This window comes from Pimelobacter simplex (assembly GCF_900114845.1).
In the GTDB taxonomy this organism is placed as follows: domain Bacteria; phylum Actinomycetota; class Actinomycetes; order Propionibacteriales; family Nocardioidaceae; genus Nocardioides; species Nocardioides simplex.
On the sequence record NZ_FOUK01000001.1, the window covers coordinates 790,108 to 801,515 of the forward strand.

The following is an 11,408-nucleotide window of genomic DNA, read 5'->3' on the forward strand; positions in this document are numbered from 1 at the left end:
TCCGGCGATGGAGCTCCGTGACTACGTGCGCGTGCTGCGGCGGCGCTGGCTGATGATCGTGCTGGTCTCCGTGGCGGTGACCGCGCTGGCGGGGGTGGGGACGGCGCTGCAGTCGCCGCAGTACGCCTCGACGGCGCGGCTGTTCGTCTCGACGTCCCAGACCGACGACAGCCAGCTGCTGCAGGGCGGCCAGTTCTCGGCGCAGCGGGTGAAGTCCTATGCCGACCTGATCACCAGCCGTGAGCTCGCGCAGCGCGTGGTCGCCGACACGGGCTTCGACCTCGACCCCGTGCGGCTCAGCGACGCGGTCTCGGCCGAGGCGGTGCTCGACACGGTCAACCTCGACCTCACCGTGACCGACGGCGACGCGCACCGGGCCCAGGCGATCGCGCAGTCCTACGCCGAGCAGCTCACCGACCTCGTCCGCGAGCTCGAGACGCCGGGCGGGGCGAGCGAGGCGCCGATCAAGGCGACCATCGTCGATGCGGCGTCCTACTCGGCCACACCGGTCTCGCCACGCCCGGCGCGCAACCTGGCGCTCGGCCTCGCGGCGGGACTGCTGCTCGGCTTCGCGCTGGCGGTGCTGCGCGACGTGCTCGACACCCGGGTCAAGTCGCTCGACGACGTCGCCGCGCTCACCGACGCCCCGACGCTGGGCACGATCGTCGACGACCCCGCGAGCGCCCGGACCCCGCTGCTCACCCAGATCGCCTCGCACGCGCCGCGCGCCGAGTCGTTCCGGGTGCTGCGCACGAACCTGCAGTTCCTCGACGTCGACAGCCGGCAGAAGGTCTACGTCGTCACCTCGGCGGTGCCCGAGGAGGGCAAGACCTCCACCGCGCTCAACCTGGCGATCAGCCTGGCCCAGGGCGGCACCCGCACCCTCCTGGTCGGCGGCGACCTGCGCCGCCCGACCGCTGCCGACCGGCTCGGCCTCGACGGCGCGGTCGGCCTGACCGACGTCCTGGTGGGCCGGTTGAGCGCGGCCGACGCCACCCAGGTGCACCCGGAGTCCGACCTGGCGTTCCTCGCCTCCGGGCCGGTGCCGCCCAACCCCGCCGAGCTGCTGCAGTCCCACGCGATGGAGGAGTTCCTGGCCTGGGCGCGCGCCGAGCACGACGTCGTCATCATCGACGCGCCGCCGCTGCTGCCGGTCACCGATGCCGCGCTGCTCGCCGCGAAGGCCGACGGCGCGCTCGTCGTCCTCAGCCACGGCAAGGTGACCCGCGACCAGGTGCGGCTCTCGATCGACCGGCTCAACCAGGTCGACGCCCACGTGGCCGGCCTGGTGCTCAACCGGGTGCCCCTCAAGGGCCGGTCCTACGGCTACGGCTATGGCTACGGCTACGCGCCCCGCACGGTGGCCGCCGATGGCGCCTGACCGCCCGGACCGGGGCCTGCTCCGCGACCGGCCGGTGCGGACGCCGGCCGACCTCGCCGCGCTGCTGACGGTGGCCGCGCTCGCGGTGATCCTGTTCCGCCTCGCCCAGGCCGCCGGCCGGGTGCACCCGCTGCTCGGGCACCTGGTCAAGCAGGTCAACCACGTGCTCACCGGGGCCGACCTGGCCTGGCAGGCGCAGGTCGGCCCGGGGCTGCGGCTCTACCACCCGACCGGCGTCGTGCTCGGGCCCTTCGTCCGGATCGGTGCGCAGTGCCGGGTCCAGCAGGGCGTCACCGTCGGCGGCACCGGCGGTGACGTGCGCACCGCGGGCGACTCGCCGACCCTGGGCGACCGGGTCCGGCTGGGCGCCGGCGCCAAGGTGGTCGGCCCGGTCACGCTCGGCGACGACGTCCTGGTCGGCGCCAATGCCGTCGTCGTCCGCTCGGTGCCCGCCGGCGCGACGGCGGTGGGCGTGCCGGCGCGGTACGCCTAGATGACGCCCTACCTCGTCCTGCTGGCCACCGTCCTCGCACTGGCGGCCCTCGGCGCCGTGACCACCGCGGCCGCCGGTCGCGGTGCCGGCCCGGTCGAGCGGGTCGGCCGGGCCCGGTGGACGCCCTTCGACCTCGTCCTGCTCGGCGTCCTGGTGGTCTTCGCCGGCTCGCGCGTCGGGGTCGGGACCGACTACGAGCTCTACGCGGCGCTGTGGTTCCGGGCCGGGGGCGACAGCCTGGGCGCGGCTCTCGACCGCTCGCCGCAGGACCCCGGCTTCGTCGCGCTCCAGCACCTGCTGCACCGGGTGGGAGAAGGCCCGGAGGTGATGTTCTGGGTGACCTCGGCAGTGACCGTCGGCGCGATGGTGCTCGCGCTCAAGCACGGCACCCGCAGCTTCCCGGCCGCGATCTTCCTGCTCGTCGCGCTCGGCGGCTACCTGGCGCCGTTCAACCTGGTCCGCCAGGGACTCGCCGCCGCGCTGCTCTTCCTCGCCGCGACCCGCTACCTCGACCGGCGCCGCTGGGTCTTCGTCGCGCTCGTCGCCGCGGCCACGGGGGTCCACGCCTCGGCCCTGGCGGTGGCCGTCGTGCTGCTGGTGGTCCGCAACGTCCAGCCCCGGCCGCGGGTGCTGGCGGTGCTGCTGGCCGGCGCCCTCCTCGCGGCCCAGCTCTACCTCACCGTCCCGGCGGTGACCCGGCTCGCCGAGCTGCTCAACCCGCGCTACGTCCAGTACGTCGTCCAGGAGGAGGCCGGCCTGGGCACCTACCTGGTGATCGGCGCGCGGCTGCTGCTGGTGCTCTACTGCTACCTGCACGCGACGCTGCTCACCCCGCTCGAGCGCCGCTGCCTGGTGTTCGCCACGCTCGGCCTGGCGGCCCAGGTGGTCGGCACGCAGTCGATCGCCTTCGCCCGCTTCGACGTCTACTTCGCGCTCTTCCTGGTCGTGCCGCTGGCCGGCCTCGTCCGGGCCGCGCCCGACCGGCTGCAGCGGGCGGCCGTGCTCGGCGGATCGCTCGTCTACATGGTGCTGCTCATCGGCAACTACTACGGCCTCGTCCCGTACCGGAGCACCTGGTGGGCCGGATGACCCCGCCGCACGACGGGCGCGCCGAGCTCGGCCCCGCCGAGCTCGCCCAGCTCCAGCTCGCGCTGCTGCTCGAGCTGCGCGACTTCTGCGCGCGCCACGGGCTGCGGATGTACCTCTGGTCGGGCACCCTGCTGGGCGCCGTGCGCCACCGCGGCTTCATCCCGTGGGACGACGACGTCGACGTCGCGATGCCCCGTCCCGACCACGACCGGCTGCTCGCCATGGCCGGCCGGCTCGCCGCCGAGACCGGCAACACCGTGCGCACCTCGCAGGGAGCGGACGACGACTACCCCTATCCCTACGCGAAGTACACCGCCACCGGCACCCTGCTGCTCGAGAACCACGAGCTCGCGGTGCCGCTCGGGGTGCACGTCGACATCTTCCCGCTCGACGGCCTGCCCCGGGGCGCGGTGGCCCGGACCGTGCGCCGCCGGGTGGCCCTCGTGCTGCAGCACCTCTTCGCGGTCAAGGCCGCGGTGCCCGGCAAGCGGCGCTCGGTGCTGGCCGGGGGCTACCTCCGCATCGCCGCCGCGGTGCTCCGCCCCCTGCGGACCGGCCGGCTGGTCGCCCTGGCGGAGCGCTGGGCCCGGCGGACGCCGTACGCCGGGGCGGGGGAGGTGTGCCTGGTCGCGTGGGGGACCCGCGAGGTGCTGCGCGCGACCGACGTCGATCCCGCCGGCGAGGTGGTCTTCGAGGGACACCGGGTGGGCGCGCCGGCCGATCCCGCGGCGGTGCTGACCGCGATCTACGGCGACTTCCGGCAGCTGCCGCCCCTCGCGGCCCGGGTGAGCCACCACGACTTCCGGGCCTACCGGCTGCCGCCGGGCGGCGCCCGGTGAGACGGCTCTCGCTCGGCCTGCTCGACCAGGTGCTGTCGAGCGTGAGCAGCGTCCTCGTGGTGTTCGCGGTGGCGGGCGTCGCGCCGGTGCGGCAGTTCGGCCACGTCGCGCTCTGCCTGCTCGTGCTCAACGCGCTCACCGCCGTGATGCGCGGGCTGGTCGGCGTCCACGTCACGCTGCGGGCCGGCGACGCGGCCGCCGTCCGGCGTGAGGCGCGGCACGGGCTGGTCGCCGCCGCGCTCGTGGGCCTGCTCGCCGGGGCGGGCTTCCTGGGGTCGGCCGCCGTCGTCCCCGCGCTGGCGCCGGTGACCGCACCGCTCGCGCTCGCCGCCCCCGTCGTCCTCACCCAGGACGTCGGCCGCTTCGCGGCGACCGCCCTCGGGCGCCCGCTCGTGGCCTGCCTCTCCGACGGCGCCTGGACGGCGGTGGCGCTGAGCGTGCTGCTCGCGAGCTGGGCGGGGGCCGGGCTCGGCGTCGCGGCGATCCTGCTGCTCTGGACCGCCGGCGCGGCCCTGGGCGGGGTGCTCGCGCTCGCCGTGCTCGGCCTGCGCCCGCGGGTGACGGGCTTCGCCGGCTGGTGGGGGGAGTGGCGGCGCAGCCGGCTGGCGCTCGGCCTCGACGCCTTGCTCTCGGCCGTCGACACGATCGTCGTGCTGGCTGTCGCCGGCCGGTTCATCGGTGCGACCGCGATCGCGGCGCTGCAGGGCGCGGCGAGCGCCTTCGGCCCCGTCGCCCTCGTGCTCCGCTCGCTCCCGCTGGCCGTGCTGCCCGAGGTCCGCCGCCGCGGTCTCGACCGGCCCGACCTGGTCTGGCCCTTCCTGGCCCGGCTCGCGCTGCCGCTGTCGGCCTGCTCGGTGCTCGCCGGCCTCGCCTCGCTCGTCGTGCCGGCGGGGCTGGGCCACCGCCTGCTGGGCGAGAGCTGGACGGTGATCCGCCCGGTGCTCCCGCTGACCGGTCTCGAGTGGGCGTTCATCGTGTGGCTCGCCGCGGCGACCGGCAGCCTCCAGGCGCTCGAGCGGGCCGGCGAGGTGCTGCGCGTGCGCCTCGTCTTCGGCGGCCTCGCCCTGGTCCTCGGCTGCGCGGCCGCGATCGTCGTCCGCACACCGGCGGCCGTGGCCGCCGCGCTCTGCCTCGCCGCCCTCGGCGCGGCGCTCTTCGCCCATCGACGACTCCACGGAGGTGCGACCGCATGACCCCGACGACCCGGGTCCTCCACGTCATCGAGAGCTTCGGGGCCGGCTCGCTGACCTCGATGCTCCAGTACGTCCGGGCCATGCCCGAGCTCGAGCACCACCTGCTCTTCCGGCCCCGTCCCGGCGAGTACGAGCCGGCCGGCGAGCTCGCTCTCTTCGCGACGACCGAGGTGCTGCCCGGCGGGCACCGCGCGGTCCGGCGCGCCATCAGGGCCGCCGTACGTCGGGTGCGGCCGGCGGTCGTGCACGCCCACTCGACCTACGCGGGCGGCTACGTCCGGCTCGCGGTGCGGAGCACGCCGCGGTGCCGGATCGTCTACACCCCCCACTGCTTCGCGTTCGAGCGCGGCGACGTCCCGCCGCCGGCCCGGCGGCTGTACCGGCTGGCCGAGCGGCTCCTCGCGCGCAACTGCGACACCCTCGCCGCCTGCTCGCCGCGCGAGGCGCTCCTCGGCCGTGCCTGGGGCTACCGCCGCGTCGTGGTGGTGCCCAACGTCGCCGCCCGGGCGACGGTCGCCGGCGCGGCCGGTAACGGGCCGCTCCGCGTCGTCACGATCGGCCGGGTCTCGCCGCAGAAGGATCCCGCCTTCTTCGCCGAGGTGGTCACCCGGCTGCGGCAGACGCACCCGGGCGCGACCGCCACCTGGATCGGGGCGGGCGAGCCCGCGCTCGTCGCCGTCCTCGAGCGGGCCGGGGTCCGGGTCACCGGATGGCGCTCCCACCCCGAGGCCGTCGCCGAACTCGCCGGTGCGGCCGTCTACGTCCACACCGGTGCCTGGGAGGGCTTCCCGATGTCGGTGCTCGAGGCCGACGCGGCCGACCGGCCGATCGTCGTGCGCCGGATCCCGGCCTTCGCGGGCAGCTCGCCGCGCTGGTCGTGGGGGACGCCGGCCGCGGTCGCCGCCGCCGTCGCCGACGCGGCCGCCCACCCGGCCCAGAACCGCGCGTCCTGGCGGGCGTTCCTGCGCGACCACGACCTCGGCACCCAGCGCGAGCGGCTGCGCAGGGTCTACCTCGACACCGAGGTGGCGCGATGAGCGGGCGGCCGCCGGCCGAGGTGACCGTCGTCCTGCCGACGATCCGCACCGACGCCTGGTTCGCGGCAGCGGTCGCCTCCGTCCTCGCCCAGCAGGACGTGGCGCTGCGGCTGCTCCTCGTCCTCGACGGCGTCGCGCGGTCCGCCGAGGCGTGGTGGGACGACCCGCGGGTCGAGGTGCTCGCCCACCCCGTGCGCCGCGGCCTGGTGCACGGCCTGCGGGCGGCCTTCGCGCAGGTCACCACGCCGTACGTCGCCCGGCTCGACGCCGACGACCTCGCCGAGCCCACCCGGCTGGCCCGTCAGCTCGGCTACCTGGCCGCGCACCCCGACGTCGGCCTGCTGGGCTGCGAGGCCCTGCGGATCGACGCCGACGGCGCGGAGGTCGGCCCGTTCGGCGCCGCTACCGGCGACGACATCCGCCCGGCGCTGCTCCGCTCCAACCCGGTGGTGCACTCGGCGGTCGTGCTGCGCACCGCCGCCTACCACCGCGCGGGCGGCTTCGACCCGCGGATGGGCCAGATGGAGGACTACGACCTGTGGCTGCGCATCGCCCAGCACGAGCGGGTGGCTGCGCTGCCGGAGCCGCTGGTGCGCTACCGGCTGCACGGCGGCCAGGTCAGCCGCGGCGCGAAGCCGTGGGGGCACCACATCCGCACGATCCGCCGCCAGCGCCTGGCGCTGGCGCGCAGCCTCGGCGCGCCCGTCGTCCGCACCGCCCTGACCGGGACGGCGTGGGAGGCCGCGCAGGCGCTGCGCTACGCCGGCCTGCGCCGGCCCGGCTACGACGCCGGCAGCCCGCGCTGAGACGCGCGAACGGCGCCCACCCGGTGCGGGTGGACGCCGTTCGTCAGCTGGCTGCGGTCAGCCGTTGATCATGCCGGCGCCGACGGTCACGCCGGTCGCCTCGTCGATCAGGATGAACGAGCCCGTGGTGCGGTTCTTCGAGTACGGGTCGCACAGCAGCGGCACGGTGGTGCGCAGGGTGACCCGGCCGATCTCGTTGACGCCGAGCTCCTTGGTCTCCTGGTCGCGGTGCAGCGTGTTGACGTCGAGGCGGTACTGGACGTCCTTGACCAGGGCCCGGCCGGTGCGGGTCGTGTGCTTGATGGCCAGCTTCTGCCGCGGCTGCAGCGGAGCGTTGGTCATCCAGCAGATCATGGCGTCGATGTCCTGGCTCGGCGTCGGCGCGTTCTTGACCCGGGCGATCATGTCGCCGCGGGAGACGTCGACGTCGTCCTCGAGGTGGACCGTCACGCTCATCGGCGGGAAGGCCTCGGTGATCTCCTTGTCGAACAGGTCGATCTTGGAGATCTTCGACGTCATGCCCGAGGGCAGGACGACGATCTCGTCGCCGGGCTTGAGCACGCCACCGGCCACCTGGCCGGCGTAGCCGCGGTAGTCGTGGAACTCGTCGGACTTGGGCCGCACGACGTACTGCACCGGGAACCGGGCGTCGATCAGGTCGCGGTCGGAGGCGACGTGGACGTGCTCGAGGTGGTGCATGAGCGTGGGACCGGAGTACCACGGCATGTTCTCGGAGCGGGTCACGACGTTGTCGCCCTGGAGCGCCGAGATCGGGATGACCTCGAGGTCGGGCACGTTGAGCTTCGTCGCGAACTGGGTGAACTCGCGGTAGATGTTCTCGTAGATCGACTGGTCGAAGTCGACGAGGTCCATCTTGTTGACCGCGAGCACGAGGTGCGGGACGCGGAGCAGCGAGAGGATCACCGCGTGACGGCGCGACTGCTCGGTGAGGCCCTGGCGGGCGTCGACGAGCACGAGGCCGAGGTCGGCGGTCGAGGCGCCGGTGACCATGTTGCGCGTGTACTGCACGTGGCCCGGGGTGTCGGCGATGATGAACTTGCGGTTGGGCGTCGCGAAGTAGCGGTAGGCCACGTCGATGGTGATGCCCTGCTCGCGCTCGGAGCGCAGGCCGTCGGTGAGCAGCGCGAGGTCGGTGTAGTCGTACCCCTTCGCCTCACTGGTGGCCTCGACCGCCTCGAGCTGGTCCTCGAAGATCGCCTTCGAGTCGAGCAGCAGCCGCCCGATCAGGGTGGACTTGCCGTCGTCGACGGAGCCGGCGGTGGCGAACCGCAGGAGGTCCATCGGGCGCTTCTCGTCGCCGGTGGTTGAGCTGGTCGAAGCCATCAGAAGTAGCCCTCCTTCTTGCGGTCCTCCATGGCAGCCTCGGAGAACCGGTCGTCACCCCGGGTCGCGCCGCGCTCGGTGACCCGGGCGATGGCGACCTCGTCGATGATCTCGTCGATCGTGCCGGCGGTGCTCTCGACGCAGCCGGTGAGCGTCAGGTCGCCGACGGTGCGGAACCGGACGGTGCGCTCCTCGGCGACCTCGCCGTCGCGCAGCGGGTTGTGCTCGCTCTCGGAGAGGAGCATCCCGTCGCGCAGGAAGACGCGGCGCTGGTGGGAGAAGTAGATGCTGGGGATCTCGATGCCCTCGCGGCCGATGTAGTCCCAGATGTCGAGCTCGGTCCAGTTCGAGATCGGGAAGATCCGCATGTGCTCGCCCTCGTGGAGGCGGCCGTTGTAGAGGCTCCAGAGCTCGGGACGCTGGTTCTTCGGGTCCCACTGGCCGAACTCGTCGCGGTGGGAGTAGACGCGCTCCTTGGCGCGGGCCTTCTCCTCGTCACGACGTCCGCCACCGAAGGCGGCGGTGAAGCCGTTCTCCTCGATCGCGTTGAGCAGCGTGCCGATCTGGAGCCGGTTGCGCGAGGTCTTGCCGTCGTCGACGACGATGCCGTCGGCGATGGCCTGCTCGACGCTGGCCACGATCAGCTTGACGCCCAGCCGGTTCACCCAGTTGTCCCGGGTGGCGAGCACCTCGGGGAAGTCGTAGCCGGTGTCGACCTGCAGGACCGGGAACGGGATCTTCGCCGGGTAGAACGCCTTCTCGGCGAGGCGCATCATGACGATCGAGTCCTTGCCGCCCGAGAACATCAGGACGGGCTTCTCGAACTCGGCCGCGACCTCGCGGAAGATGTGGATCGACTCTGCCTCCAGCTGGTCCAGCTGGCTGAGGCGGTAGTCGCTGTGCGTCACTGCTGTCACGCGGACGGCCCATCCCTTCTAGAACACGTTCTACTCAAACTCCGGGCTCGCCCATCGTGCCATGCGCCGCCTTGCACCGAGACATTCTCGACGGCTCGATAGACAAATCGACGAGTTTGGCCGTGGGAAGCCCCTAGGATCGCCCCGTGGTGGCCGACTTCGTCGCCCGGCTGGGCTCGCGCGGCTCGGTGCCCGGGGAGGTGCGCAGCACGTGGGACGTGCCGGCGTACGTCGCCGCGACCCAGCGCGCCGGCCTGGACGACGAGGTGGCGGCGATCGAGCGCCGGGCGCGGGCCCGGCGGCGGATGGATCCCGACCGGCTCCGCGCGATCCTCGGCGCGCTGGCCGACCCACCGGCCGGCGAGCTCAACAAGGCCCGGCTCGGGGCCGTGGCCGGGATCCCGCCCACCACCGTCTCGCCGTACGTCGACGTGCTCGTCGAGCTGGGCGTCGTCGTCCTGCTGCCGGGCAGCCGCGCGGCCGCGGCCAAGCGCGCGATCGGGCGCCCGCAGGCGGTCGTGGCCGACCCGGCGCTCGCCCGGCACCTGGCCGGGCACTCGGCCGCCGAGCTCGCCGAGTTCGCCGGCCGCCGGGCCCTCGCACCGCTGCTGCGCGCGAGCGTGGCCGCCGAGCTCCTGCGCCAGCGCCCGGCGAGCGCGGTCGAGCACCGGGTGGCGTACCTGCGCGAGCGCAACGGGCTCGCCGTCGACCTGGTGATCGAGCTCCCCGACGACAGCCTCTACGGCATCGAGGTCCGCACCGCCGCCAGCCTGCGACCGCACCAGTTCGTCGCGCTCGAGGCGCTGGCCCGCCGCGCGGGGCCGCGGTTCCGGGGCGGGGTGGTGCTCAACACGGCGACGGTGGGCCACCAGTACGGGCCCCGGCTGTGGGGGCTGCCGATCTCGTCGGTGTGGGATTGGCAGCAACCGGGCGCTCGCCGTTAACGCGGACGTGGCGCGCCGTTCGATCGCGGCGGTTGTCCTCGGAGCATGAAGATCACCGTGGTCGGAGCCGGCTACGTCGGCCTCTCCAACGCCGTGCTGCTCGCCCGCCACAACGACGTGACGGTGCTCGACGTGAGCAACGAACGGGTCGCCGCCGTCAACGAGGGCCGCTCGCCGGTCGTCGACCCCGAGCTCGAGGAGCACCTCGCCGCCGGCGGCCTCGCGCTGCGCGCCACGCGCAGCCGCCGCGAGGCGTACGCCGACGCGACCTTCGTCATCGTCGCGACGCCCACGAACTACGACCCCGAGACCAACGGCTTCGACACCTCCACCGTCGAGCGGGTGACCGCCGAGGCGCTGGCGGCGAACCCGGCCGCCACCGTCGTGGTGAAGTCGACGGTGCCGGTCGGCTACACGAACACGCTGCGCGAGCGGCACCCCGGCGCGTCGATCCTGTTCAGCCCGGAGTTCCTGCGCGAGGGCCGGGCCCTGCACGACAACCTGTACCCGTCGCGGATCGTGGTCGGCTCCGACACCGAGCCCGGCCGGCTCTTCGCGAAGCTGCTCGTCCAGGCGGCGCTCGCCGACGACGTCCCGGTGCTGTTCACGGGATCGACCGAGGCCGAGGCGATCAAGCTGTTCGCCAACACCTACCTCGCGCTGCGGGTGGCGTACTTCAACGAGCTCGACACCTACGCCGCGATGCACGGCCTGGAGACCCGTCAGGTGATCGAGGGCGTCGGCCTCGACCCGCGGATCGGCACGCACTACAACAACCCGTCGTTCGGGTACGGCGGCTACTGCCTGCCCAAGGACACCAAGCAGCTGCAGGCCAACTACCGCCAGGTGCCGCAGAACCTCATCAGCGCCATCGTCGAGGCGAACACCACGCGCAAGGAGTTCATCGCCGAGGACGTGCTGCGCCGCGAGCCCCGGGTGGTCGGGATCTACCGGCTCACGATGAAGGCCGGCTCGGACAACTTCCGCGAGTCAGCGGTCCAGGGCGTGATGAAGCGGATCAAGGCGCGCGGCGTCAAGGTGATCGTCTTCGAGCCCGAGCTGGACCAGAAGCGGTTCTTCGGCTCGAAGGTCGTGCGCGACCTCGACGAGTTCAAGCAGAAGGCCGACGTCATCATCGCCAACCGGCGCACCGACGTCCTCGACGACGTCGCCGAGAAGGTCTACACGCGCGACGTCTACGGGCGCGACTGAGGCCGGACGACCGGCCGCACGCGCTCCACCTGGAACGGCGCGTCGAGCGCGCCCGCCCGGCTCACGCCGAAGGTGAACAGGGCAGCAGCCCCCACCCAGATCGCTCCGATGCTCAGCAGCACGTCCATCGCGGCCTCCCTTGCCTGACCCCAC

The 11,408-nt window shown here is 73.7% G+C and carries 12 protein-coding genes; 9 read left to right on the forward strand and 3 right to left on the reverse strand.

What is annotated here, in order from left to right:
- Positions 1–7 precede the first annotated feature (7 nt).
- The 7 genes from BM223_RS03740 to BM223_RS03770 are packed head-to-tail and all read left to right on the forward strand — an operon-like array spanning position 8 to position 6,838.
- Entirely contained in the window at positions 8–1,381 is a 1,374-nt protein-coding gene (locus BM223_RS03740; RefSeq protein WP_038681530.1) for a tyrosine-protein kinase domain-containing protein, read from the forward strand.
- Positions 1,371–1,874 (forward strand): serine O-acetyltransferase, encoded by a 504-nt coding sequence (locus tag BM223_RS29655; protein WP_052138995.1) that lies wholly within the window; start codon positions 1,371–1,373, stop codon positions 1,872–1,874. Before BM223_RS03740 ends, BM223_RS29655 begins: the two co-directional genes overlap by 11 nt.
- Positions 1,875–2,963 (forward strand): EpsG family protein, encoded by a 1,089-nt coding sequence (locus BM223_RS03750; protein ID WP_038681528.1) that lies wholly within the window; start codon positions 1,875–1,877, stop codon positions 2,961–2,963.
- Positions 2,960–3,802, forward strand: a complete 843-nt coding sequence (locus tag BM223_RS03755; RefSeq protein WP_141267365.1) for a LicD family protein — start codon at positions 2,960–2,962, stop codon at positions 3,800–3,802. The genes BM223_RS03750 and BM223_RS03755 overlap by 4 nt, the downstream gene beginning before the upstream one ends.
- Entirely contained in the window at positions 3,799–4,995 is a 1,197-nt protein-coding gene (locus BM223_RS03760; RefSeq protein WP_038681524.1) for an MATE family efflux transporter, read from the forward strand. Before BM223_RS03755 ends, BM223_RS03760 begins: the two co-directional genes overlap by 4 nt.
- Complete coding sequence (locus tag BM223_RS03765; protein ID WP_075018458.1) at positions 4,992–6,032, forward strand: glycosyltransferase; 1,041 nt, start codon at positions 4,992–4,994, stop codon at positions 6,030–6,032. The genes BM223_RS03760 and BM223_RS03765 overlap by 4 nt, the downstream gene beginning before the upstream one ends.
- On the forward strand, positions 6,029–6,838 hold the full coding sequence (locus BM223_RS03770; protein ID WP_052138994.1) for a glycosyltransferase: 810 nt from the start codon (positions 6,029–6,031) through the stop codon (positions 6,836–6,838). The genes BM223_RS03765 and BM223_RS03770 overlap by 4 nt, the downstream gene beginning before the upstream one ends.
- A gap of 57 nt (positions 6,839–6,895) precedes the next feature.
- Here BM223_RS03770 and BM223_RS03775 read toward each other — a convergent pair whose 3' ends face one another.
- Together BM223_RS03775 and cysD are read right to left on the reverse strand one after the other, a co-directional pair.
- On the reverse strand, positions 6,896–8,182 hold the full coding sequence (locus tag BM223_RS03775; RefSeq protein WP_052138993.1) for a sulfate adenylyltransferase subunit 1: 1,287 nt from the start codon (positions 8,180–8,182) through the stop codon (positions 6,896–6,898).
- Positions 8,182–9,099, reverse strand: coding sequence for a sulfate adenylyltransferase subunit CysD (gene cysD / locus BM223_RS03780; protein WP_235319030.1), 918 nt, complete (start codon positions 9,097–9,099; stop codon positions 8,182–8,184). Before cysD ends, BM223_RS03775 begins: the two co-directional genes overlap by 1 nt.
- 146 nt (positions 9,100–9,245) lie before the next feature.
- Here cysD and BM223_RS03785 point away from each other — a divergent pair, with 146 nt between their 5' ends.
- Positions 9,246–10,043, forward strand: coding sequence for a DUF4143 domain-containing protein (locus tag BM223_RS03785; RefSeq protein ID WP_038681516.1), 798 nt, complete (start codon positions 9,246–9,248; stop codon positions 10,041–10,043).
- Positions 10,044–10,088: 45 nt separating this feature from the next.
- Complete coding sequence (locus tag BM223_RS03790) at positions 10,089–11,255, forward strand: nucleotide sugar dehydrogenase (RefSeq protein WP_038681514.1); 1,167 nt, start codon at positions 10,089–10,091, stop codon at positions 11,253–11,255.
- Here the strand turns inward: BM223_RS03790 and BM223_RS28825 are convergent.
- Entirely contained in the window at positions 11,240–11,383 is a 144-nt protein-coding gene (locus BM223_RS28825) for a hypothetical protein (protein WP_158510226.1), read from the reverse strand. The genes BM223_RS03790 and BM223_RS28825 overlap by 16 nt on opposite strands.
- Positions 11,384–11,408: the final 25 nt, after the last annotated feature.